The sequence below is a fragment of the Staphylococcus lugdunensis genome (assembly GCF_001558775.1).
Taxonomy (GTDB): domain Bacteria; phylum Bacillota; class Bacilli; order Staphylococcales; family Staphylococcaceae; genus Staphylococcus; species Staphylococcus lugdunensis.
Map to the genome: position 1 here is coordinate 183,103 of NZ_CP014022.1, position 23,928 is coordinate 207,030.

At 33.2% G+C, this 23,928-nt stretch carries 27 protein-coding genes; all 27 read left to right on the forward strand.

Annotated elements, in window-relative coordinates:
* The first annotated feature begins 255 nt into the window (after window positions 1-255).
* The 27 genes from alaS to AL499_RS01000 all read left to right on the forward strand — a co-directional run bounded on the left by alaS (window position 256) and on the right by AL499_RS01000 (window position 23,898).
* Window positions 256-2,886 (forward strand): alanine--tRNA ligase, encoded by a 2,631-nt coding sequence (gene alaS, locus AL499_RS00870; protein WP_037540786.1) that lies wholly within the window; start codon window positions 256-258, stop codon window positions 2,884-2,886.
* Between the two features lie 65 nt (window positions 2,887-2,951).
* Window positions 2,952-3,212, forward strand: coding sequence for an IreB family regulatory phosphoprotein (locus tag AL499_RS00875; RefSeq protein WP_002458946.1), 261 nt, complete (start codon window positions 2,952-2,954; stop codon window positions 3,210-3,212).
* Window positions 3,213-3,215: 3 nt separating this feature from the next.
* Window positions 3,216-3,644: a Holliday junction resolvase RuvX gene (ruvX, locus tag AL499_RS00880; protein ID WP_002458947.1), complete on the forward strand. Its 429-nt coding sequence runs from the start codon at window positions 3,216-3,218 to the stop codon at window positions 3,642-3,644.
* Between the two features lie 12 nt (window positions 3,645-3,656).
* A complete protein-coding gene (locus AL499_RS00885) occupies window positions 3,657-3,965 on the forward strand; it encodes a DUF1292 domain-containing protein (RefSeq protein ID WP_002458948.1) in 309 nt (102 codons plus the stop codon).
* A gap of 361 nt (window positions 3,966-4,326) precedes the next feature.
* Window positions 4,327-4,968 carry an O-methyltransferase gene (locus AL499_RS00890; RefSeq protein WP_037540784.1) on the forward strand — a complete coding sequence of 214 codons (642 nt, stop codon included), beginning with the start codon at window positions 4,327-4,329 and terminating at the stop codon, window positions 4,966-4,968.
* Window positions 4,965-5,888, forward strand: a complete 924-nt coding sequence (locus tag AL499_RS00895) for a peptidase U32 family protein (protein ID WP_002458950.1) — start codon at window positions 4,965-4,967, stop codon at window positions 5,886-5,888. The genes AL499_RS00890 and AL499_RS00895 overlap by 4 nt, the downstream gene beginning before the upstream one ends.
* Window positions 5,889-5,899: 11 nt before the next feature.
* Window positions 5,900-7,168 carry a peptidase U32 family protein gene (locus tag AL499_RS00900; protein WP_002478095.1) on the forward strand — a complete coding sequence of 423 codons (1,269 nt, stop codon included), beginning with the start codon at window positions 5,900-5,902 and terminating at the stop codon, window positions 7,166-7,168.
* Complete coding sequence (gene udk / locus AL499_RS00905) at window positions 7,168-7,794, forward strand: uridine kinase (RefSeq protein ID WP_002458952.1); 627 nt, start codon at window positions 7,168-7,170, stop codon at window positions 7,792-7,794. Before AL499_RS00900 ends, udk begins: the two co-directional genes overlap by 1 nt.
* Window positions 7,795-7,818: 24 nt before the next feature.
* On the forward strand, window positions 7,819-8,295 hold the full coding sequence (greA, locus tag AL499_RS00910; protein ID WP_002458953.1) for a transcription elongation factor GreA: 477 nt from the start codon (window positions 7,819-7,821) through the stop codon (window positions 8,293-8,295).
* 335 nt (window positions 8,296-8,630) lie between these two features.
* Complete coding sequence (gene pxpB / locus AL499_RS00915; protein WP_002492896.1) at window positions 8,631-9,362, forward strand: 5-oxoprolinase subunit PxpB; 732 nt, start codon at window positions 8,631-8,633, stop codon at window positions 9,360-9,362.
* The gene (locus tag AL499_RS00920; protein WP_002492892.1) at window positions 9,352-10,356 is read left to right on the forward strand and encodes a 5-oxoprolinase subunit C family protein; all 1,005 of its coding nucleotides are present in this window, start codon (window positions 9,352-9,354) and stop codon (window positions 10,354-10,356) included. The genes pxpB and AL499_RS00920 overlap by 11 nt, the downstream gene beginning before the upstream one ends.
* A gap of 2 nt (window positions 10,357-10,358) precedes the next feature.
* Complete coding sequence (locus tag AL499_RS00925; protein WP_002492899.1) at window positions 10,359-10,802, forward strand: acetyl-CoA carboxylase biotin carboxyl carrier protein; 444 nt, start codon at window positions 10,359-10,361, stop codon at window positions 10,800-10,802.
* Between the two features lie 12 nt (window positions 10,803-10,814).
* The gene (locus tag AL499_RS00930; protein ID WP_002458957.1) at window positions 10,815-12,176 is read left to right on the forward strand and encodes an acetyl-CoA carboxylase biotin carboxylase subunit; all 1,362 of its coding nucleotides are present in this window, start codon (window positions 10,815-10,817) and stop codon (window positions 12,174-12,176) included.
* Window positions 12,176-12,931 carry a 5-oxoprolinase subunit PxpA gene (pxpA, locus tag AL499_RS00935; protein ID WP_002478099.1) on the forward strand — a complete coding sequence of 252 codons (756 nt, stop codon included), beginning with the start codon at window positions 12,176-12,178 and terminating at the stop codon, window positions 12,929-12,931. The genes AL499_RS00930 and pxpA overlap by 1 nt, the downstream gene beginning before the upstream one ends.
* A 12-nt stretch (window positions 12,932-12,943) precedes the next feature.
* Complete coding sequence (locus AL499_RS00940; RefSeq protein ID WP_002458959.1) at window positions 12,944-14,176, forward strand: NRAMP family divalent metal transporter; 1,233 nt, start codon at window positions 12,944-12,946, stop codon at window positions 14,174-14,176.
* 144 nt (window positions 14,177-14,320) lie between these two features.
* Window positions 14,321-15,007 (forward strand): 5'-methylthioadenosine/adenosylhomocysteine nucleosidase, encoded by a 687-nt coding sequence (locus AL499_RS00945; protein ID WP_002492909.1) that lies wholly within the window; start codon window positions 14,321-14,323, stop codon window positions 15,005-15,007.
* Between the two features lie 22 nt (window positions 15,008-15,029).
* Entirely contained in the window at window positions 15,030-15,557 is a 528-nt protein-coding gene (locus tag AL499_RS00950) for a YqeG family HAD IIIA-type phosphatase (RefSeq protein ID WP_002458961.1), read from the forward strand.
* Entirely contained in the window at window positions 15,558-16,658 is a 1,101-nt protein-coding gene (gene yqeH / locus AL499_RS00955) for a ribosome biogenesis GTPase YqeH (RefSeq protein ID WP_002492903.1), read from the forward strand.
* A gap of 12 nt (window positions 16,659-16,670) precedes the next feature.
* Window positions 16,671-17,486: a shikimate dehydrogenase gene (aroE, locus tag AL499_RS00960; RefSeq protein WP_002458963.1), complete on the forward strand. Its 816-nt coding sequence runs from the start codon at window positions 16,671-16,673 to the stop codon at window positions 17,484-17,486.
* A complete protein-coding gene (gene yhbY, locus AL499_RS00965) occupies window positions 17,480-17,770 on the forward strand; it encodes a ribosome assembly RNA-binding protein YhbY (RefSeq protein ID WP_062248824.1) in 291 nt (96 codons plus the stop codon). The genes aroE and yhbY overlap by 7 nt, the downstream gene beginning before the upstream one ends.
* The gene (locus AL499_RS00970; RefSeq protein ID WP_002458965.1) at window positions 17,771-18,343 is read left to right on the forward strand and encodes a nicotinate-nucleotide adenylyltransferase; all 573 of its coding nucleotides are present in this window, start codon (window positions 17,771-17,773) and stop codon (window positions 18,341-18,343) included. It abuts the gene before it with no gap.
* Window positions 18,333-18,917, forward strand: coding sequence for a bis(5'-nucleosyl)-tetraphosphatase (symmetrical) YqeK (gene yqeK, locus AL499_RS00975; RefSeq protein WP_002458966.1), 585 nt, complete (start codon window positions 18,333-18,335; stop codon window positions 18,915-18,917). The genes AL499_RS00970 and yqeK overlap by 11 nt, the downstream gene beginning before the upstream one ends.
* Window positions 18,918-19,271, forward strand: coding sequence for a ribosome silencing factor (rsfS, locus tag AL499_RS00980; RefSeq protein WP_002478103.1), 354 nt, complete (start codon window positions 18,918-18,920; stop codon window positions 19,269-19,271). It begins immediately after the preceding gene.
* Complete coding sequence (locus AL499_RS00985) at window positions 19,272-19,997, forward strand: class I SAM-dependent DNA methyltransferase (protein ID WP_037540780.1); 726 nt, start codon at window positions 19,272-19,274, stop codon at window positions 19,995-19,997.
* Window positions 19,998-20,114: 117 nt separating this feature from the next.
* Window positions 20,115-20,765 (forward strand): helix-hairpin-helix domain-containing protein, encoded by a 651-nt coding sequence (locus AL499_RS00990; RefSeq protein WP_410482951.1) that lies wholly within the window; start codon window positions 20,115-20,117, stop codon window positions 20,763-20,765.
* A gap of 464 nt (window positions 20,766-21,229) precedes the next feature.
* Entirely contained in the window at window positions 21,230-21,691 is a 462-nt protein-coding gene (locus AL499_RS00995) for a ComE operon protein 2 (protein ID WP_002458970.1), read from the forward strand.
* Between the two features lie 131 nt (window positions 21,692-21,822).
* Window positions 21,823-23,898, forward strand: coding sequence for a DNA internalization-related competence protein ComEC/Rec2 (locus AL499_RS01000; RefSeq protein WP_230578671.1), 2,076 nt, complete (start codon window positions 21,823-21,825; stop codon window positions 23,896-23,898).
* The last annotated feature ends 30 nt before the right edge of the window (window positions 23,899-23,928 follow it).

Sequence of the window (23,928 nt, forward strand, 5' to 3'; positions counted from 1 at the left end):
CACAACTTAAAATAAAAAGTGAATAAACATGAAGATGAGTAAGCAAATGAGTATTCAAAGAGATGTGCTGGTTGGTGTAAAGTACAATACAGTTTGCTGAACGCTACTTTGTGCTAATATGGATAAGACAATGAAGTGATAAAGTGGAATCAATAGTGATTCGTATCTTTATAACTAGGGTGGTACCGCGAAAACGTTCGTCCCTTGTGGATGAACGTTTTTAATTGTGACTAAGAATTTGAGGAGTGAAACCCAATGAAAAATTTAAAAGCTAGTGAAATAAGACAAATGTATATTGATTTCTTTGTAGAAAAAGGACATATGGTTGAACCATCTGCACCTTTAGTTCCTATTGATGATAATTCATTACTATGGATAAATTCAGGTGTAGCAACATTAAAAAAATATTTTGATGGCCGAGAAACACCAAGAAAACCTAGAATCGTAAATTCGCAAAAAGCAATTAGAACGAATGATATTGAAAATGTAGGTTTTACAGCACGTCATCATACATTCTTTGAAATGCTAGGTAACTTTTCTATTGGGGACTATTTCAAAAAAGAAGCTATTGAATTTGCTTGGGAATTTTTAACAAGTGACAAATGGATGGCAATGGAACCAGACAAATTGTATGTAACCATTCATCCCGAAGATACAGAAGCATATCATTTATGGCATAACGATATCGGCTTAGAAGAAAGTCGCATTATTCGTATCGAAGGTAATTTTTGGGATATTGGAGAAGGACCATCAGGACCAAACACAGAAATCTTTTATGACCGTGGTGAAGCATTTGGCAAGAACGACCCTGCTGAAGAAATGTATCCTGGTGGTGAAAATGAGCGTTATTTAGAAGTATGGAACCTTGTGTTTAGTGAATTTAATCATAATAAAGATCATACTTATACGCCATTACCAAATAAAAACATTGATACTGGCATGGGCCTAGAACGCATGGCTTCTGTAGCACAAAATGTGCGTACAAATTATGAGACAGACTTGTTCATGCCTATCATTGAAAAAGTTGAAAAAGTTTCCGGCAAGAAATATCTTGAAATACCGGAACAAGATGTGGCGTTTAAAGTCATTGCTGATCACATTAGAACAATCGCATTTGCAATTTCAGATGGTGCTTTGCCGGCAAATGAAGGACGTGGCTATGTTTTACGTCGTTTGTTACGTAGAGCTGTACGTTTTAGCCAAACATTAGATATTCAAGAACCATTTATGTACAAGCTCGTTGATATTGTTGCAGATATCATGGAACCTTATTATCCAAATGTTAAAGAAAAAGCTGATTTCATTAAACGGGTCATTAAATCAGAAGAAGAACGATTCCACGAAACATTACAAGAAGGGCTATCAATTTTAGATCAACTGATTGCTAAAGCAAAACTGACGACAAAAGAAATTAATGGTTCAGATGCATTTAAATTATATGACACATATGGTTTCCCAATCGAATTAACTGAAGAAATAGCTACACAAGAAGGCATCACTGTTGATATAGAAACATTTGAAAATGAAATGCAACAACAACGTGACCGTGCTAGACAGGCACGCCAAAGTTCACAATCAATGCAAATTCAAAGCGAAGTGCTTAAAAACATAACTACAAAAAGCAAATTTGTTGGATATGAAACGACTGATTATCAAACTGAGATTACAGATCTTATCTACAATGGCCAAGCTGTTAGTCATGCAGAAGCTGGAGACATCATTTATTTTGTTTTAAAAGAAACGCCATTTTATGCGGTCAGTGGTGGTCAAGTTGCAGATCATGGTACAGTTGGTAACGACAATTTTGAAATTGCTGTTGAAGAAGTAACGAAAGCACCAAATGGTCAAAACTTGCATAAAGGAACCATTCAATTTGGTCATGTAACTGTTAATAGTCATGTTGATGCAAACGTTAATAAAGATGAACGACGAGATATTCAAAAGAACCATAGTGCAACACACTTACTGCATGCCGCTCTGAAAGAAGTATTAGGCGATCATGTTAACCAAGCAGGCTCTCTCGTTGAAAGTGAACGTTTACGCTTCGACTTCTCACACTTTGGTCCAATGACAAATGAAGAAATCGAACACGTTGAGCGACGTGTTAACGAAGAAATATGGCGTGGTATTTCCGTGAATATCCAAGAAATGCCAATTGCTGAAGCTAAAGAGATGGGTGCAATGGCTTTATTTGGTGAAAAATATGGCGATGTAGTTAGAGTTGTAAATATGGCACCATTTTCTTTGGAACTTTGTGGTGGTATTCATGTTCAAAACACATCTGAAATCGGCTTATTTAAAATTATTAGCGAATCAGGTACTGGTGCAGGCGTCAGACGAATTGAGGCCTTAACAGGTAGAGCAGCATTCTTGTATCTAGAAGGCATTCAGCATAAATTTAATCAAACTAAAACCTATTTAAAAGTCAAATCCGATGATCAAGTTATGGAAAAAGTCGTTCAGCTTCAAGAAGAAGTGAAACATGTAAATAAACAATTAGAACAACGTAATAAAGAAATTACAACATTAAAAATGGGCAATATTGAAGACCAAGTTGAAGAAATCAATGGTTTTAAAGTATTAGCTACACAAGTAGATATTGCTAATCCAAAAGCAATCAGAGAAACAATGGATGATTTTAAATCTAAATTACAAGACACAATTATCATATTAATAAGTGAAGTTGAAGGCAAAGTTTCATTGATAGCTACAGTACCAAAAGCTGATACCAGCAAAATTAAAGCTGGCGATATCATTAAAAATATGGCTCCTATTGTTGGCGGCAAAGGTGGTGGCCGTCCGGATATGGCACAAGGTGGCGGTACACAACCTGAAAATATCACAGAATCTTTACGCTTTATTAAAGATTACATTAAAAAACTATAACTATATACCTTTCTAGTGTAATATAAAATATGTAAGTTAAATCGTAGATAGAGGAGTGTCAATCAATGGAAAATTTTGATAAAACAATGAAATTTGATTATGAAGAAATTCCTAAAGAGAATGTCAGATCTGTGTTAAGCAACGTGCATCGTACATTAGAAGAGCGTGGATATAATGCTGTAAACCAAATTGTTGGTTATTTATTATCTGGTGATCCTGCTTATATACCACGTCAAAATGAAGCTAGAAATCAAATACGACATGTGGATAGAGATGTCATTATGGAAGAACTTGTCTCATACTATCTTAAAGAGAAAAATAATTAATATATGCTCCAGCATAAAATATTAGGATTAGATGTAGGAAGCAAGACTGTAGGCATTGCAATTAGCGATTTAATGGGCTGGACAGCTCAGGGATTAGACACTCTACGCATCAATGAAGAACAAGAAGAATATGGTATTGAACAACTCACTAATATTATTAAGTCCAATAACGTTGACACAATTGTTATTGGTTTACCAAAAAATATGAATAATTCTATAGGGTTTCGTGGAGAAGCTTCCATACACTATAAAGAATTAATTCTTGAAGCGATGCCTGATATGAAAGTTATTATGTGGGATGAACGACTAAGCACAATGGCAGCAGAACGTTCATTGTTAGAGGCCGATGTTTCTAGACAAAAAAGAAAAAAAGTAATAGATAAGATGGCCGCAGTTTTTATACTTCAAGGCTATTTAGACTCTATCCAATAAAGGAGAATTTAAATGACTGAACATAATCACGACACTGAATTAGAACTTAATAACGAAGAAGAACTTTTAACATTATATGATGAAGATGGCAATGAAGTACTTTATCGCAAAATATTAGAATTTTATCATCCAGAATTCAAAAAAGAATATGTTATTTTGTCTGAAGAAGGTGCACAATCTGATGATGATGACATGATTGAATTAATCCCAATGATAAATCAACCAGACGAATCAGGAGATGGCGGTAAATTGATTCCTATCGAAACAGATGAAGAATGGGATATGATTGAAGAAGTAGTCAATACTGAAATTGATGAATAAAATACAACTTTGAATTTATATTAATAAAGATATTAGATATATGATTTAATTACTGAGTCAAAATCACAGAAAATTTTTCTCTGTGCATGAAAATTTAAAGTAATTAGCGTAATGATTTGTTTTTTGGGGCGGAAGATAAAGTCGAATTTGGCTTTATCCCGCTCCTTTTTAAGATAGCACTTAATTTAATGCATAATTTATGATAAAATATGTAAAGTTAATTTCGTATTTGCTAAGTACACAGCAATCAAAATAATCCAATCAGTCAGTTTATTTGATCCTACACGTAATTAATCAATAACCACGACTGATTGATTTTTATTTTCATTATTTATAACTTTTTAAGAAGGAAGTAACGTCTATGGAGGACAATGAACGCTATTTAGTAGATTTACATAAGCATTTAGATAATCCTATTGAACGGCTCAGACCATATGCAATTGAGCATGCTGTGCCAATCGTCGACCGCTTAACACTTGATTTGATAAAACAGTTAATTAGAATCCACAAACCACAGTCAATTCTAGAAATTGGAACAGCGATAGGATATAGTTCAATGCAATTTGCATCAGTTGATTCAAACATACATATCACAACGATTGAACGTAATGATGATATGTTTCAACAAGCCCAACACAATGTTAAAACATTTGGCTACGAATCACAGATTGACATTATAAAAGGCGACGCACTGGAACAATTTACTCAGCTGAAAAATAAAAATTTCGATATGATATTCATTGATGCAGCGAAAGCACAATCACGTAAATTTTTTGAACTTTATACACCATTATTAAATAACGGGGGTATAGTAATTACTGATAATGTCCTTTACCATGGTTTTGTTGCAGACATATCAATTGTACGTTCACGAAATGTCAAACAGATGGTTAAAAAAGTACAACAATATAATGAATGGCTCATGTCACAATCAAATTATTCTACTAATTTTGTCAATATAGATGATGGACTAGCAATTTCTATCAAAGGAGAATCAGAATGACTGAATTACTTGTAACACCTAAATCAGTTGCGCATTTAAAAACACTTATTGATTTTGGTGCAGATGCGTTTGTCATTGGCGAACAAAAATTCGGATTACGCTTAGCCGGTGAATTTAAACGTACCGATATGAAAAAGGCTGTGGAAATAGCCCACAAACATAATAAAAAAGTTTATGCTGCTGTTAACGGTATATTTCATAATTATCATTTGGAGGCACTTGAAGACTATATAACATTTTTACATGAAATCAATGTAGATCGTATTATATTTGGAGATCCTGCCGTTGTTATGTACGTCAAAGCTCAACCACATCCAATTGCATTAAATTGGGATGCTGAAGCATTAGTAACAAATCATTTTCAATGTAACTACTGGGGACAAAGAGGTGCGAAACGTGCCGTTCTTGCTCGTGAATTAAGCTTAGAAGAAATAATCAATATTAAAGAGCAATCAGATGTTGAAATAGAAGTGCAAGTTCATGGCATGACTTGCATGTTTCAATCGAAAAGAATGTTGCTAGGTAATTATTACACATTCCAAGATAGACAAATGAAAATAGAGCGTCAACAGGATGAACAGTACTTATTATTATATGATGAAGAAAGAGATAATAAATATCCTGTTTTTGAAGATTACAATGGTACACATATAATGTCTCCAAATGATATTTGTTTAATTGAAGAATTAGAACCATTATTTAGTGCAGGAATTGATTCGTTTAAGATAGATGGTATCTTGCAAACTGAAGAATATATTAATGTAACAACACGTCAATATCGCGAGGCTATTGATTTATATAATGATGATCCTGAAACCTATGAGGATGAAAAATTCATGCTTGTTGATCCAATTGAAGATATACAGCCAGCACATCGTCCTTTTGATGAAGGTTTCTTATTTAAACAAACCGTATATTAGGAGGCTTAATCATGCAAATTTTAGAAAAAGCATCACCATCACAACAAACTAAAATGAAAAAGCCTGAACTACTTGCTCCTGCTGGAAATTTAGAAAAGCTAAAAATAGCTGTACATTACGGCGCAGATGCAGTATTTTTAGGCGGTCAAGAATATGGATTACGTTCAAATGCCGATAATTTTACTATGGAAGAAATTGCTGAGGGTGTCCAATTTGCTAATACTTACGGCGCAAAAATCTATGTTACTACCAATATCATTGCACATGATGAGAATATTCCAGGCTTAGAAGCATATTTAATACAATTACAAGCTACAGGAGCTACGGGAATTATTGTAGCAGATCCTCTAATCATTGAAACATGCAAACGTGTTGCACCTAACTTAGAGATACATCTATCTACTCAGCAGTCTCTAACAAATTATAAGGCGGTAGAATACTGGAAAGAAGAAGGATTAAACCGTGTTGTGTTAGCTAGAGAAACTGGTGCCATGGAAATGAAGGAAATGAAAGAAAAGGTTGACATAGAAATAGAAGCATTTATTCATGGTGCCATGTGTATTGCATACTCTGGTCGTTGCACACTTAGCAATCATATGACAGCTCGAGACTCAAATCGTGGTGGCTGTTGCCAAAGTTGTCGATGGGATTACGATTTATTATCCATTGATCAAGATGGCGATTTAGATATGTATTATCAACAAGGTGATATCATACCTTTTGCTATGAGTCCCAAAGATTTAAAATTAATAGAAGCCATTCCTAAAATGATGGATATCGGCGTTGATTCATTAAAAATAGAAGGCCGTATGAAATCTATTCACTATATAGCTACAGTTGTATCAGTTTACCGTAAAGTCATCGATGCTTATGCTGAAGATCCAGCAAATTTCAAAATTGACCCTGAATGGCTAATAGAATTAGATAAATGTGCCAATCGTGATACAGCTCCTGCTTTCTTCGAGGGGACACCAGGTTATGAAGAGCAAATGTTTGGTATGCAACAATCCAAAAAATCACCATATGATTTTTGCGGTTTAGTTCTTGAATATGATGCAAATACACACATCGCCACGATACAACAACGTAATAATTTTAAACCTGGACAAGAAATTGAATTTTTCGGACCTGAAATTAATAGCTTTAAACAAGTTATTGATGCAATTTATGATGAAGAAGGGAATTCTTTGGATGCTGCAAGACATCCACTACAAATTGTACAAATTAAAGTTGACCACCCAATCTACCCAAATAATATGATGAGAAAGGAAATTAGCTAATGTCTCAAACAACGATTATCGGTATTGCTGGTGGCTCAGGCTCAGGTAAAACCACCGTAACTAATGAAATTATGAAAAACTTAGCAGGTCATAGTGTTGCTTTATTGGCCCAAGACTATTATTATAAAGACCAATCCCACCTCACGTTTGAAGAACGGTTAGAAACAAATTATGACCATCCTTTTGCCTTTGATAACGATTTATTAATAAAAAATTTAAAGGATTTAAAAAATGGTCAATCAGTAGAAGTGCCTACTTATGACTATGCAAATCATACTAGAAGTGATGAAACCATTGCATTTGAACCAAAAGATGTTATTATCGTAGAAGGTATCTTTGCTTTAGAAAACAAAACACTACGTGATATGATGGATGTTAAAATATATGTTGATACGGATGCAGACATTAGAATCTTAAGAAGATTGATAAGAGATACTAAAGAGCGCGGACGGTCAATGGAATCTGTAATTAATCAATACTTGAATGTAGTTAAGCCGATGCATAATCAATTTATCGAACCTACTAAAAAGTATGCAGATATTATTATTCCTGAAGGTGGTAGTAACAAAGTTGCTATCGATATTATGACAACCAAAATACAAACACTTGTAAGTAAACAAGAGTAATATCAAGAAAAGGAAGATGACGTAATGGAAAATCAAAAACAATATCCTATGACACAAGAAGGATATGACAATTTAGAACAAGAGTTAGAAGAACTTAAGACAGTTAAAAGACCTGAAGTTGTAGAAAAAATCAAAGTAGCACGTTCTTTTGGAGATCTATCTGAGAACTCTGAGTATGACGCTGCAAAAGACGAACAAGGGTTTATTGAACAAGATATTCAACGTATAGAACATATGCTAAGATACGCACTTATTATCGAAGACACAGGCGATAATAACGTCGTACAAATCGGGAAAACTGTCACATTTGTAGAATTACCTGGTGATGAAGAAGAAAGCTACCAAATCGTTGGTTCTGCAGAAGCCGACGCATTTAAAGGGAAAATTTCAAACGAATCTCCAATGGCGAAATCTCTTATTGGCAAAGGATTAAACGATGAAGTTCGAGTACAGCTACCTAACGGTGGTGAAATCAGAGTTAAGATTGTAGATATTAAATAAGACAATATCCTCATTAATAAGCTATATAGTAAAAACCAGTTTAGCATTCTGCTTACTGGTTTTTACTATATAGCATTTTTATGTTGTGTCACATACTTTTGTTAAACTTGTTTTCTCCATGACAATTAATTACAAGTATGATTTAATTGAATATGTACAACTTTTTAAAGTAGAATCAACCGATCTACAAAGCGTAATATTTATTACTTATCGCTTTTAATTACAAATGATTATTAAACAGACAGATAAGATAAATGATATAATTCTTATTGAATTAGTCATTTATAATTTTATTTGTCTATGTTTCTATTTTTTTATACAAAGGGGGTTAGAAAATGGAAGCAACTATCATTAACGAACAAACCTTAATGATTTATTTCAAAAACGAAATTAGTGAAGATACATATAATCAAATTATTTATACAACTCAATACATTAAAAATAAAAACTTGCAAGCTATCAACGAAATTATTCCATCTTATAGAGCCATCATGGTTACTTTTGACCAACATAAAATTGATATCGATGAGTTGATTCAACAACTTCAACTTGATTCTATTAATTATAAGCACATTGATAAAGCATCTAATAATAAAGTTGTACATATTCCCGTCTTATATGGTTCAGATGCAGGGCCAGATTTATCTGAAGTAGCAAAGTATAACGGACTCACCTCTGAAGAAGTAATAGAGATACATACAAGTAAACAATATTTAATTTATATGCTTGGCTTTATGCCTGGCTTCCCATACTTGGGTGGTTTAGATTCACGCATACATATGCCTAGACGCTCTGAACCTCGAGTACGTATTACTGCAGGTTCAGTTGGAATTGCTAATAATCAAACTGGCTTATATCCTCTAGACTCACCAGGAGGTTGGCAAATTATTGGTCGTACGCCTATTAGAGTATTTAATAAAGATGATCAGCCTATGACGCTTTATCAAGCTGGTGATAAAATAAAATTTTATGCCATCGATCAACATACTTATCAACAAATTCAAGATGACATTGATAAGGGATGCTTTAATAAAGAAAAGTGGGTGACAATGCGTAATGGGAATTAAAATTATACAACCTGGTTTATTTTCAACTATACAAGATTTAGGACGTACAGGATTTCAACATCTTGGTATTTCAAGCGCTGGTGCCATAGATCAATATAGCTATCTTATTGGACAAACATTAATCCAGCAAGATGGGCCTGCAATCGAATTTACAATCATTGGCCCTAAAATTGAATTCTCCAGCGAAAATTCATTTGTTTTAACAGGGGCTATTTTTGCAGCCAAATTAAATGGCACTGCTGTAAACCAAAATGTGGTTGTACAAGCAAATAAAGGAGATATTTTAGAAATTGGTCCTGTTCAACAAGGTGCTAGGGGGTATATATTTTTTGGTCAACCACTTGATATACCAATCGTAGCAAATAGCTATGCAACTCATACTAGAACACAAATGGGCGGTTTTTATGGACGTACATTGAAGAAAAACGATAGCATTCCTGTTGTTACAAATCAATCTTATAAACAACAATTGGGCAAAACTATTGAATTCAATGCAGTACCAGAAGATAATATCGTTCATATCATCAAAGGACCTCAATATGATGCATTTTCTGCAGAATGTCATGAACAACTAACAGCACAAGTATATGAGATATCAGATAGTTCTGACAGAATGGGCATTCGACTTAAAGGAACGCCTATACCGCCTATAGAAAGTGCGGATATCATTTCAGAGCCCGTTGCATTAGGCAGTATTCAAGTTCCTAATGATGGTCACCCCATCATATTATTACACGATAGACAGACCGTAGGAGGTTACACTAAGATTGCTAGTGTTTCCCAAGCCGATATACATAAACTGGCTCAATTTAAACCAGGAGAAGAAATTCTATTCAAATGGATAACGATTGAACAAGCAATCAAAAATTTAAAACATTTTGAGCAAGTCTTTAGTTCAACAATAAATGAAATAGAATCAACTCCAAAATTCGAACTCAAGCATTTACGTCAGACATCAAAAAAAATAGCTCAATTAATTAGGGAGGAACAGTAAAAATGAATTTAGATAAGATAGAACAAATAATAGATTTAGTTAAAAAGAATGAAGTTAAAAAATTTAAATATAAAGATTTTGAACATGAAATAGAATTAGATTTTACAGAAGATGTTTCACCCGTAAGTGCTAATAAAAATGATATACAAACAACTTCTACAAATCATAGCGATTCAAATAAACAAGACGAAGCAAATCCTAAAGAAGAAACGCAACAAATCAAAGCTTCAATGGTAGGTACATTCTTTTTGCAAGATAGTAAAGAATTAACTGAACCAGTTGTACAAGTGGGTGATAAAATTCAAGAAGGAGACATTGTAGGTTATATTGAAGCGATGAAAGTGATGAACGAGGTTACAAGTGATGTATCAGGAGAAATTGTTGAAATTTTAGTTGATCACGGTACAAATGTGGAATATGACCAAGCATTGATACAAATAAAATAAGGGGGGCTAGCTATGTATCGTTGTTTAATTGCAAATAGAGGAGAAATCGCTGTGCGTATCATTCGTGCTTGTCGCGAATTAGGAATAGAAACCGTAGCGATATATGCTAAAGGTGATGAAGCTAGTCTTCATGTAAGCTTAGCTGACCAGGCAATTTGTATTGGTGAAGCAAATCCACTTGATAGTTATTTAAATATCGAACGTATTATCGGTGCTGCAGAATTATCCGGGGCTAATGCAATTCACCCAGGTTATGGCTTCTTATCAGAAAGCACAACATTTGCTGAAAAAGTTGAAGAAAACGACATTCATTTTATTGGTCCAAATAAAAAAACTATGGAGTTAATGGGAGATAAGATAACCGCTCGACAAACAGTTGATGCTGCTGGCGTACCTGTAATTCCGGGATCGAAAGACGCAGTTAACAATGTATCAGAAATTGAAAAGTTAGCTGAAGATATCGGATATCCTGTTGTTTTAAAGGCTGCTAGTGGCGGTGGTGGTAAAGGAATTAGAATTGTTAAAGATCCAGCTGATTTAGAAAAGTCTTTAAAAGAAGCTCAAAGTGAAGGACAAAAGTATTTCAACGATAGCCGTGTATATGTAGAGGCCTTTATACCTGTAGCAAAACATGTTGAAGTTCAAGTCATTGGTGATGGCAAAGATAATTATGTACATTTAGGAGAAAGAGACTGCTCAGTTCAACGAAAAAATCAAAAGCTAATAGAAGAGTCACCATGTGCGGCACTTACTGAAGAACGCCGAGAAAAAATTTGTAATGATGCTGTTAAAGTAGCTAGAGCCTCAAAATATAGAAGTGCAGGTACAATCGAATTCTTAGTTACTGAAGATGCGCATTATTTTATTGAAATGAATGCGCGAATTCAAGTTGAACATACCGTCACAGAAATGAGAACTGATCGTGATTTATTAACTGCACAATTATACTTGTTAATGCATGATAAGTTACCATTTGCACAACAAGACATCACATTTAATGGTCATGTCATTGAAGCGCGCATCAATGCTGAAAATCCTGAGAAAAAATTTCAACCATGTCCTGGCGTAGTGAAACGTTTACATCTACCACAAGGATTTAATGTCAGAGTAGATTCACTACTTTATTCGGGTTATCAAGTTTCACCTTACTATGATTCTCTAGTAGCAAAGGTCATCGTTAAATCTGAAAACAGAGCGAGCGCCATCAATAAACTCAAAGTAACTTTGGATGAAATGGTCATTGATGGATTTACAACGACAGCTGATTTCTTATATGCTGTCCTTAGCTACCCATTATATGCTGATGGCGATGCAAGTGAAGTAGATATTAAATTCTTAGAAAAACATCAAATCGTAAAAGGGGTGACTTTGTAATGGTAACCGTCGATTTAAATTGTGATCTAGGTGAAGCCTATGGAAATTATTCATTTGGTAATGACGAAGCAATTATTCCGCTCATTACCTCAGCTAATATCGCTTGTGGTTTTCATGCTGGAGATGAAAATGTACTTAATGAAACCGTTAAATTAGCAGTTAAACACCAAATTAAGATAGGTGCACATCCTGGATTTCCAGATTTGAAAGGGTTTGGAAGACGTAAAATGGCGCTCTCTTATCAAGAAATTTATAATGCAATTATTTATCAACTCGGTGCTTTGAATGGATTTTGTAAATTATATAATACTAAAATTCATCATGTAAAACCGCATGGTGCCCTTTACAATATGGGGGCTATTGATAGTACAGTTGCTCAAGCTATAGCGCAAGCTGTATATGATTTTGATTCAGAACTCATTTTAGTTGGTTTAGCTAATACATTACTGATTTCTGAAGCAGAAAAAATTGGTTTACACGCAGCTTCTGAAGTTTTTGCTGATCGCCGATACGAGAATAATGGTCAATTGGTCAATCGTCGTGAAAATGATGCGGTGATAACTGATACTGACGAAGCATTACAACAAGTCATAAAAATGGTTAAAGAAAATAAAGTGACCTCAAGAGATGGAAAAGATATTACGTTACAGGCAGATACGATTTGTGTGCACGGCGATAGTGCACATGCACTAGATTTTGTATCTCAAATAAGAAAGACATTAATGAAAGAAGGCATTGATATTCAATCATTATAGGGGGTAAATTATATGGGAGAAAAACTAAATAAAAAGGAAAAAGATTTTACTTTTACTAAAGGTCACAGGCGCTTACTTTATGGATCAGTTTTCTTAATGGCTACGTCTGCCATAGGTCCAGCCTTTTTAACTCAAACAGCAGTATTCACAGCAGAGTTTTATGCAAGCTTTGCCTTTGCAATATTGATTTCTATTCTCATCGATATAGGTGCACAAATCAATATTTGGCGAGTATTAGTAGTTACTGGATTACGTGGTCAAGAGGTGTCTAATAAAGTTTTACCTGGTTTAGGTACAATCGTGTCAATATTAATAGCTTTTGGCGGTTTAGCCTTCAACATTGGTAATATCGCTGGGGCTGGACTTGGTTTAAATGCAATGTTTGGCTTAGATATCAAATGGGGTGCCGCAATTACTGCAGTTTTCTCAATTTTAATTTTTGTTAGCAGAAGTGGTCAAAAAATCATGGATGTCGTATCAATGATACTTGGTGTCGTTATGATTGTTGTAGTTGCTTGGGTTATGGTAGTATCTAATCCACCTTATGGCGATGCAGTAGTACATATGGTTACGCCTGAACATCCACTTAAATTGATTTTACCAATTATAACTTTAGTTGGCGGTACAGTAGGCGGCTATATTACCTTTGCTGGTGCACATAGAATTTTAGATTCAGGCATGAAGGGTAAAGAATATTTACCATTTGTTAACCGTTCTGCAATAGCTGGTATTTTAACAACAGGCGTCATGAGAACATTGCTATTTCTAGCTGTATTAGGTGTTGTTATTACAGGTGTGACTTTAAGCGCAGACAATCCACCAGCTTCTGTATTTGAACATGCTCTAGGACCTATTGGTAAAAATATATTCGGTGTTGTCATTTTTGCAGCTGCTATGTCATCAGTTATCGGTTCTGCATATACAAGTGCAACATTCTTAAAAACACTTCATAAATCACTGTTTAATAAAAATAATTTGATTGTCATAACATTTATAGTAATATCTACACTGATTTTCTTATTTATCGGCAAACCAGTTAGCTTACTTATTATTGCTGGAGCTATCAATGGTTGGATTTTGCCAATTACTTTAGGTGCCATACTTATCGCAAGCAAAAAGAAATCTGTTGTAGGAGACTATAAACACCCAACTTGGATGTTGTTATTTGGTATAGTTGCAGTTATTGTGACAATTGTAACAGCTATCTTTTCACTTCAAGACTTAGCTGCACTATGGCATAGTTAACAATGAGCTTAATAAAAAAGATTCTCTATTTAATAGAGAGTCTTTTTTATTATGTATTATAATAAACTTTATTCTTGTGTATCGTGGTAAAGGCTAAAATATGATAGAATAACATTTGCTAAGAAATATAAATGAGGTGGATTTATGATTGGCATTATAGGTGCTATGGAAGAAGAAATTACAATTTTAAAAGAAAAATTAATAAATACACAATATCATACGATTGCTCATGTTGAATTTTATCAAGGAAAATTAAATGACGTCGATGTTGTACTTACACGAAGTGGCATTGGTAAAGTCAATGCAGCTATTTCTACTACGCTGCTCATTCAACAATTTAAACCTGAAATGATAATTAATACCGGTTCAGCAGGCGCTCTGGATGAAGACTTATCAATAGGTGATGTTGTAGTAAGTGACAGCGTTATTTATCATGACGTAGATGCAACAGCTTTTGGCTATCAGTATGGTCAAGTACCACAAATGCCACTCCATTTTGAAGCTGATAAACATTTACTAGATAATGTGTTAGTTGTTTTAAAAGCACAGTCTTTAAATGCAAAAGTTGGACTTATTGTTAGTGGTGATAGCTTTATCGGAAGCACAGACCAACGCCTTTTGATTAAAGAAAGATTTCCGCAAGCGTTAGCAGTTGAAATGGAGGCCACTGCCATAGCACAAACATGCCATCAGTTTAAACAACCATTTATTATCACACGAGCAATCTCAGATTTGGCAAACGGCAACGCCGATATCACATTTGAACAATTTATTGAACAAGCTGCCTTGTCTTCTAGTAAAACAGTTGAACGTTTAATTAAACAAATATAAATATAATTTAAAGGTGAAAATTATGGGTATTATAAAAAAATATTTTATGCCGAATTCATACGTGAAATCGGTATTTGAAATTGATATAGATAAACTTGCAAAATCCGGAGTTAAAGGTATTATTACAGATTTAGATAATACACTAGTAGGCTGGGATGTAAAAACACCTACTATAGAAATCAAAGAGTGGTTTAGAAAAGCAAGTGAAGCTGGAATTACAATCACTATTGTTTCAAACAACAATGAGCAACGTGTTGCTAGTTTTTCAAAAGATTTAGATGTTGATTTTATTTTTAAAGCTCGTAAACCAATGGGTAAAGCATTTAAAAAGGCATTAAAGTATATGAATATACAAGCCGAAGAAGCTGTAGTTGTCGGCGATCAAATGTTGACTGATGTCTTTGGTGGCAATCGCAATGGTTTGTATACAATCATGGTAGTTCCAGTGAAACGAACAGATGGATTTATAACTAAATTTAATAGAATTATCGAAAGACGACTCTTAAACCACTTCAAAAATAAGGGCTATATCTCATGGGAGGAAAATTGATTGACTGAGACTTTAAAATGTATTGGTTGCGGTGCACCATTGCAATCCGAAAATAAAAACGCGCCTGGTTATGTACCAGAACACAATTTATTTCGCGAAGATGTAATTTGTCGACGATGCTTTAGATTGAAAAACTATAATGAAGTACAAGATGTAGGAATGGATAGTGAAGATTTTTTAAATTTATTAAATGGTCTATCTGATCGCTCGGGTATCATTGTTAATGTTGTAGATATTTTTGATTTTGAGGGATCTTTTATTAATGCCTTAAAACGCATTGTAGGTAATAAAAAAATCATACTCGTTGCTAATAAATTAGACTTATTGCCGAAACAAATTAATCATCGTCGTGTGAAAGAATGGTTAAAACGCTCAGCAAAAAAATATGGTTTAGAAGCTGAAGAAGTTGTGCTAATTTCTGCTGAAAAAGGGTGGGGAATTGAAGACTTATTAACAGCTATTAATCAAAACCGTGACCATGATGATGTTTATATTGTAGGTACGACAAATGTGGGTAAATCGACACTAATTAATAAATTAATTGAGTTAAGTGTTGGCGAAAAGGATGTTGTTACAACTTCTAGGTTCCCAGGCACAACATTAGATATGATTGATATTCCATTAGATGAAACATCATTTATGTATGATACACCTGGCATTATTCAAGAACATCAAATGACACATTTAGTTACTGAAAAAGAATTGAAAACGATTATACCAAAAAAAGAAATTAAACAACGTGTATACCAATTAAATGAATCACAAACATTATTTTTCGGGGGACTCGCTCGAATTGATTATGTTTCAGGTGGAAAAAGACCACTCATTTGCTTCTTTTCAAATGATTTAAATATACACCGCACTAAAACAGAAAAAGCCAATGAGTTATGGAAAAACCAATTAGGTGATTTACTTACACCCCCAAATAATGTTTCAAATTTCAATCTGAAAGATATAAAGGCTGTGCGCTTAGAAACAGGAAAAGAAAAACGAGACATTATGATATCTGGGTTAGGGTTTATTACGATTGATTCAGGTGCCAAAGTCATTGTCAGAGTACCCAAAAACGTCGATGTAGTGTTAAGAAATTCAATTTTATAAGGTGTGATATTTATGAAATTTGCAGTTATCGGAGATCCGATTTCACATTCTTTATCGCCATTAATGCATAATGCTAACTTTAAAGCCCTTAATATGAGACATACGTATGAAGCTATTCATGTTCCAAGAGAACACTTTCATCATATTAAAGACATTATAGCCGAAAAGGAAATTGATGGTTTTAACGTGACAATACCTCACAAAGAAGCCATCATTCCATACTTAGATGTTATAGATGATACTGCTAAAAACATAGGAGCAGTGAATACCATTGCAATAAAACAAGGTAAATGGATTGGCTACAATACAGATGGTATAGGTTATGTAACTGGATTAAAGCATATTTATCCTGATATTGAGCATGCCTACATATTGATACTAGGTGCTGGAGGTGCCAGTAAAGGCATTGCCCATGAACTTATAAAATACGTTGAACCTAAAATAACGGTAGCCAATCGGACAGCTAAACGTTTTGATTCATGGACTTTAGACGTAAATAAAATTTCATTGGAAACCGCTGAACGACATTTAAATCAATTTGATATTATAATTAATACAACGCCTGTAGGTATGTCTCAAAGTAAAGCATCAGTTGTATCACTTTCAAATTTATCACCACAAACTTTAGTAAGTGACATTGTATATATACCTGCAAAAACACCATTTTTAGACCAAGCTGAACAAAATGGTAATCCGATATATAATGGCTTAGATATGTTTATATTACAAGGAGCAGCAAGTTTTAATATATGGACTGGCCAAACTGCAAACATAAATACAATGAAGCAAACAGTAATTAATAAACTAAAAGGAGCATCCTCATGTTAACTGGTAAACAAAAAAGATATTTAAGAAGTTTAGCACATAATACGGATCCAACATTTCAAATTGGCAAATCTGGAATAAATGAAAACATGTGTAACCAAATTAGCGATACATTAGAAAAAAGAGAACTTGTAAAAATTCATATTTTACAAAATAACTTTGATGATAAAAATGATTTAGCAATACAATTAGCTAGCTCAACTAAAAGCGAAGTCGTTCAAATAATCGGGTCAATGATTGTGTTATATAAAGAATCAGAAGAAAATAAGAACATCAATTTATCTTAAATGACTAAAAAAATTGTTTTATATGGCGGACAATTCAACCCGATACACACGGCGCATATGGTGGTTGCTACTGAAGTTTATCATTTTATCCAACCAGATCATTTTTATTTTTTACCTAGTTATATGTCACCATTAAAAGATCATAAACAACACCTTAACACAAAGCATAGAATAAAAATGATTCAACTTGTTATTGATATATTAGGTTTTGGAGAGATTTGCTATGAAGAGCTGGAACGCAAAGGAACAAGTTACACTTTCGATACGATACAATCTTTGATTAGTAAAAATCAAGATGCAGAATTTTATTTTGTCATTGGAACAGACCAATACAATCAACTTGAACAATGGCATAACATCAATCAGCTTAAAGAAATAATTACATTTGTTATCGTAAATAGAGATACGTCACATCAAATAGTTGATCCATCAATGATTTCAATAGATATTCCTAGGATAGATATTAGTTCTACCATGATACGTAATCGAGTTCAAAATAATAAAAACATCCAAGTACTCGTTCCACCAAATGTAGAAAGCTATATCAGAGAGGAAGGATTATATGAAAATTAAAAAAGCTGTCAAACTAACAAAAGAAAAGTTACCTAAAAAACGTTTCGATCATTCTTTACGTGTTGCTGAAACTGCAGTAAAATTAGCAGAAATATATGATGGCGATGTTGCCAAAGCTGAATTAGCAGGTGTATTACATGACTACTGTAAATATGATGATTTAAGTTCTATGTATCAAGTTGTAAGACAATATGATTTGGATAATGATTTACTTAGTTATGGTGGTGAGATACTACATGGCCCTGTTTGTGCTGCGTTGATGAAAGCCAAATATGGTATTGAAGATGAAGAGGTATTATCAGCGATTCATTATCATACTACAGGTCGACAACACATGACTAAAACAGAAAAATTAGTATTTATTGCAGATTACATTGAACCTGGAAGAAAAACCCCAGGAGTTGAAGAAATTCGAGATATGGCATACAATCAAGGTAGCTTAGATAAAACAATTTATGAAATTTCTAAGCGAACAGTATTATTCTTAATTGACAAAGATATTACAGTGTATGGTGCAACGATAGCATGTTTAAACTATTATAACTATAGTGATCAAAGAATAAAGGATGATTAAATGAGCTCAGAACAATTGTTAACAATGACTGTCAAAGCGACAGAAAATAAGAAAGCTGAAGATATTGTTTCTCTAGATATGAAGGGAATCAGTGATATGACTGACTATTTTGTTGTGTGTCACGGTAACAATGAACGACAAGTTCAATCCATTGCAAGAGCTGTTAAAGAAATGGCTCAAGAACAAGGTCTTAACTTGAAACGTATAGAGGGTTATGAAAGTGCACGCTGGATTTTAATAGATTTAGTCAATGTCGTTGTTCATGTATTCCATAAAGACGAAAGAAGCTATTATAATATTGAGAAACTATATCAAGATGCGCCAATAGAATCATATGGTCAGGCTGTATATTAAATGATGCAATATCAAGACATGAGTAATTTTTATGATTTATTTACTCAAGACCAACCATATGACTTGTGGTTCGATATTGTTCAACAACTATCTGTAAGTTTACCTTCAAATCCCAAAATACTTGATATCGGTTGTGGTACTGGGACTTTAACATCAATGCTAACAAATATTGGTGAAGTTACAGGTATGGATTTAAGCGTGGACATGTTAGCAATTGCAACACAAAAATCTAATCAAGTTCAATGGCTTGAAGGTGATATGACTGATTTTGATTTAAATCTTTCATTTGATTTAATAACAATATTTTGTGATTCATTAAATTATTTACCTGAAACGAATGATGTTACACAAACTTTTGCTAATATTTTCAATCATCTTTCCGATGATGGTATATTTATTTTTGATGTACATACACCATACAAAATGGAAACATTATTTAATAATCAGAATTATATAGAAGAACAAAATGATACTTTTCTAGCATGGCAAGCCTTCCGTGGAGAAGTACCATTAAGTGTTTATCATGAAATGACTTTCTTTAAGCTTAATGATCATAAAAATTATCAACGCTTTGACGAATCACATTATCAAAGAACTTTCGATGAAACACAGTATCGACTAATGTTGAAGCAAGCAGGTTTCAATCATATCAAAACTTTTACTGATTTTAATATGAATGAGCATTCAGATAACGGACTCAGATTGTTTTTTATCGTTCAAAAGTAATTTTTATAGCATAAGTAGTAAATATTAAGAATTTAAATAACAAACTCAAGTAAACTCACGCTTTCTATCGTTTATATCTTTAGAGAGGTGAGTTTTTTGTTTCAATGGAAGCAACAGTTGATAAACATATTTACTAGATGGAAATATTATTTTTTAATTGCGCTAGCTTGCATAATACTATTGATAGGTTATTTTGTATTTCAGATGCATCAGCCTTCTGCAAACATGGATAATGACGGTGTCGCATTGATAGATAACGATCAACAACAAAATTCTAGCGTAAAAGAGTCTAAAGATCAGAAAAGAAAAGCATCAGATTCACAAAAGGGAACAGTTTTTGTCGATTTGAAGGGGGCTGTAGAACACCCAGATGTTTATGAAATGCCGTCAACAGCAAGAGTAAATGATTTAATCAAAAAAGCAAAGTTAAAATCAAACGCAGATATTTCACATATAAATCTGTCAGAAAAGCTTGTTGACCAAAAGATGATTTATATACCAACCAAAAATGAGCAATATGTATCAACTAATAACAATCAACAACCAACAAACTCAAATGAAACTATTCAAGGGCAAAGTCAAATCAATTTAAATACTGCTAATGAAGCATCACTTACAAAAGTTCCTGGTATCGGTCCTTCAAAAGCAAAAGAAATTTTAAATTACAAAGAACAGCACGGCCAATTTACCAGTGTTGATGAATTAAAAAAAATAAAAGGTATTGGTGAAAAAACATTTGAAAAATTAAAGCAATACTTTACTGTTTAAATTTTTCTATAATAATTAGGGCACAAACTAGCAAACGTGGAGTGATAACGCTTGACTACAGCCCCTGTTATGTATGACAATTTGTTTCCTTAATTACGAGGTTTAGACTGTTAGAAAGCGTTTTTCAATCGAGTGCGCAACGGGCGTAACATAGCGAGCTTACTTTGCGTAAATGAGCAAGGTACATACTAGCAAGCGTGGAGTGATAACGCTTGACTACAGCCCCTGTTATGTATGACAATTTGTTTCCTTAATTACGAGGTTTAGACTGTTAGAAAGCGTTTTTCAATCGAGTGCGCGACGAGCGTAACGTAGCGAGTTTACTTTGCGTAAATGAGCAAGGTACACACTAGCAAGCGTGGAGTGATAACGCTTGACTACAGTCTAAAAAAGATTGAAAAATAATAAACAACATATATACTAAAACCATAGAACTTAGCAAAGTACATCACGGAGGTAAAAAAATGGAAAGAATAAAATGGGAAGAATACTTTATGGCTCAAAGCCATTTGTTAGCATTACGTTCAACTTGTCAACGTTTATCTGTAGGAGCAACGATTGTGAAAGATAATCGTATTATTGCGGGTGGATATAACGGCTCAGTAGCTGGAGAGGTTCACTGTATTGATGAAGGCTGTTTAATTGAAGATGGTCATTGTATACGTACAATTCATGCAGAAATGAACGCGTTATTACAGTGTGCGAAACAAGGTGTATCAACTGAAGGGGCAACGATTTATGTTACTCATTTTCCTTGCTTAAATTGTACAAAGTCAATTATTCAAGCAGGTATTACAACAATTTATTATGCTCAAGATTATCATAACCATGAATATGCAATACGTTTATTGGATCAATCTGGTATTACATACAAAAAGATTCCATTTTCTGCTGAATATGTAGCAAAATATTTAACACAGTCGTGATTTAAGTGTTTTATATTGCATTAGCATTTCTTGCCGGAGCACTTTGGTATTCTAATTTTTATATTTCACTATTAATTTTTGTATGCTTACTTTATTTTGTTGCTATTAAAAGGTTAACACTTATTTGTTTTGTGCTTTCAATTTTCATTTCAATATTAAGCTACAATATCTATAGCAACCTTAACAATTCAATCAAAGAGCAGGAGATTTTTAATAAACATCATGAGCAAATCTCAGCATTTGCTCATGTCACATCAGCCATTGTCCAAAATAACGATTTTATTAAAGGACATCTTATAGTCTATAATCGAGAATATAATTATATTTACTATATTAAAAAACAAGATAAAGGTAAGTATATTCACAAGTTAAAACATTACACTTGCAAAATAAACGGCAATCTTACTCATTCAGAATCTCAAAATGCCCTTCTTGTAGTAAAAAGCATAGATTTTAAAAGCTGTAAAATAAATTCAAATCCTAATTTGATTCAACGTCACATTGATTTTATTAATAATCAGATTGTTCATTCAGGTACAAAATATCCATACCGCATTATCGCCTTAATAACTGGAGATACTTCTCAATTAAACAGTACTATAAAAGACGCTGTTAAGGACATAGGTATATATCATCTTTTAGCTGTGAGTGGCTCCCATGTTGCTGTAATCACATTGATTATTTACCAATCGCTAGTAAGATGGAATACACCACTTATTACTATTAAATTACTTTGTGTCTGCATTTTAGTTATTTTTGCTGTTGAAACTCAGTTTGCACCAAGTGCACTAAGATCAATTATTGCTATGATAATTATACTATTTAAGCCAAAAAGGACTTCACTATCAGGCCTAAATATATTAGCTTTCGTCTTTTTATTACTCCTTATCGTACAACCTGATTTTTTATATGATATCGGATTCCAATTTTCTTTCTTAATTTCGCTTTTTCTTATATTAGCACAGCCATCAATTCATCATCTGTCAAGATTAAAGGCCTTTTTTGTAATCACATATATTGCACAGTTAGGCGCATTACTTATACAAATTTACCATTTTAACCAAGTTCAATGGATTGGCATTTTGACAAACTTAATTTTCGTACCTCTATATTCCTTTATTTATTTTCCTTTAACTCTATTTTTCTTTTTAATCTCTCACATTTTCATAAATATTAAATTATTAAATTTCATCATCGATTATTTATTTGCTTTACATGACCAATTAGTATATTTCTTTTTAAAACTAAATAATTACCAATGGAACATTCCACAATTAAGTAATATGACTATAATGTTTTTAAGTATCTTAGTGATTTTAAGTTTCATCATTTTCATTCACAAAAAGTATATTCAGTCTTTAGCACTTATAATTTTAAGTTTAATCATTGTAAGCTATACTGCACATAGTCACGTACCTACATTAACTAGCTTTGACGTTGGCCAAGGTGATAGCTTGCTGTATCAAACATCAAGAAATCATAATATACTTATCGATACAGGGGGAAAAACAGCACAAAATCATTCTACAATTACACATAATATTGCCAAATATCATATTATCCCATCATTAAAAAAACGTGGCGTATCCAAATTAGATGAAGTCATTATTACACATCCACACGTTGATCATATGGGTGAATTAACTTATCTTATGCAGCATATTAGAATCAAACAACTAGTAATAAATAGTAAAAGCTTTCCTATTTCTCAATTAAATGTGATAAAAAAATGGTGTTCAAAATACAATATAATACTGATTAATGCTGATCATATCAACACTATGCACTTTGATGATTCAACAATTCAATTTTTGAGAAGTTATATTTATGACAGTCAAGATAAAAACGAACAGTCTATTGTTTTATTAATCAAATACCATTACAAAACGATATTGCTAATGGGCGACGCTAGTCAACGTAATGAAAAAATACTTATGAAAAAGTACCATTTACCTCACATAGATATTTTGAAAGTAGGGCATCATGGCAGCAAAACGAGTAGCTCTATGATATTTTTAAAACAAATTCAACCTAAAATAAGTATTATTTCTAGCGGTAAACATAACAAATATCATCATCCATCTATAGAAACTATTCATAAATTATTATCTATACACAGTAAATTATTTAATACTCAAGATAAAGGCGAAATCAGTGTGTCACTTGATTCCAAATTAACGATAAAATTAAATCATGGTAATCACTAGAGCTAAAAGATATATCAATGCTATAATTAT

Coding starts and splice junctions, on each gene's coding strand:
- alaS (WP_037540786.1), top strand. CDS start 256: ATGAAAAATTTAAAAGCTAGTGAAATAAGACAAATGTATATTGATTTC.
- AL499_RS00875 (WP_002458946.1), top strand. CDS start 2,952: ATGGAAAATTTTGATAAAACAATGAAATTTGATTATGAAGAAATTCCT.
- ruvX (WP_002458947.1), top strand. CDS start 3,216: ATGCTCCAGCATAAAATATTAGGATTAGATGTAGGAAGCAAGACTGTA.
- AL499_RS00885 (WP_002458948.1), top strand. CDS start 3,657: ATGACTGAACATAATCACGACACTGAATTAGAACTTAATAACGAAGAA.
- AL499_RS00890 (WP_037540784.1), top strand. CDS start 4,327: ATGGAGGACAATGAACGCTATTTAGTAGATTTACATAAGCATTTAGAT.
- AL499_RS00895 (WP_002458950.1), top strand. CDS start 4,965: ATGACTGAATTACTTGTAACACCTAAATCAGTTGCGCATTTAAAAACA.
- AL499_RS00900 (WP_002478095.1), top strand. CDS start 5,900: ATGCAAATTTTAGAAAAAGCATCACCATCACAACAAACTAAAATGAAA.
- udk (WP_002458952.1), top strand. CDS start 7,168: ATGTCTCAAACAACGATTATCGGTATTGCTGGTGGCTCAGGCTCAGGT.
- greA (WP_002458953.1), top strand. CDS start 7,819: ATGGAAAATCAAAAACAATATCCTATGACACAAGAAGGATATGACAAT.
- pxpB (WP_002492896.1), top strand. CDS start 8,631: ATGGAAGCAACTATCATTAACGAACAAACCTTAATGATTTATTTCAAA.
- AL499_RS00920 (WP_002492892.1), top strand. CDS start 9,352: ATGGGAATTAAAATTATACAACCTGGTTTATTTTCAACTATACAAGAT.
- AL499_RS00925 (WP_002492899.1), top strand. CDS start 10,359: ATGAATTTAGATAAGATAGAACAAATAATAGATTTAGTTAAAAAGAAT.
- AL499_RS00930 (WP_002458957.1), top strand. CDS start 10,815: ATGTATCGTTGTTTAATTGCAAATAGAGGAGAAATCGCTGTGCGTATC.
- pxpA (WP_002478099.1), top strand. CDS start 12,176: ATGGTAACCGTCGATTTAAATTGTGATCTAGGTGAAGCCTATGGAAAT.
- AL499_RS00940 (WP_002458959.1), top strand. CDS start 12,944: ATGGGAGAAAAACTAAATAAAAAGGAAAAAGATTTTACTTTTACTAAA.
- AL499_RS00945 (WP_002492909.1), top strand. CDS start 14,321: ATGATTGGCATTATAGGTGCTATGGAAGAAGAAATTACAATTTTAAAA.
- AL499_RS00950 (WP_002458961.1), top strand. CDS start 15,030: ATGGGTATTATAAAAAAATATTTTATGCCGAATTCATACGTGAAATCG.
- aroE (WP_002458963.1), top strand. CDS start 16,671: ATGAAATTTGCAGTTATCGGAGATCCGATTTCACATTCTTTATCGCCA.
- yhbY (WP_062248824.1), top strand. CDS start 17,480: ATGTTAACTGGTAAACAAAAAAGATATTTAAGAAGTTTAGCACATAAT.
- AL499_RS00970 (WP_002458965.1), top strand. CDS start 17,771: ATGACTAAAAAAATTGTTTTATATGGCGGACAATTCAACCCGATACAC.
- yqeK (WP_002458966.1), top strand. CDS start 18,333: ATGAAAATTAAAAAAGCTGTCAAACTAACAAAAGAAAAGTTACCTAAA.
- rsfS (WP_002478103.1), top strand. CDS start 18,918: ATGAGCTCAGAACAATTGTTAACAATGACTGTCAAAGCGACAGAAAAT.
- AL499_RS00985 (WP_037540780.1), top strand. CDS start 19,272: ATGATGCAATATCAAGACATGAGTAATTTTTATGATTTATTTACTCAA.
- AL499_RS00995 (WP_002458970.1), top strand. CDS start 21,230: ATGGAAAGAATAAAATGGGAAGAATACTTTATGGCTCAAAGCCATTTG.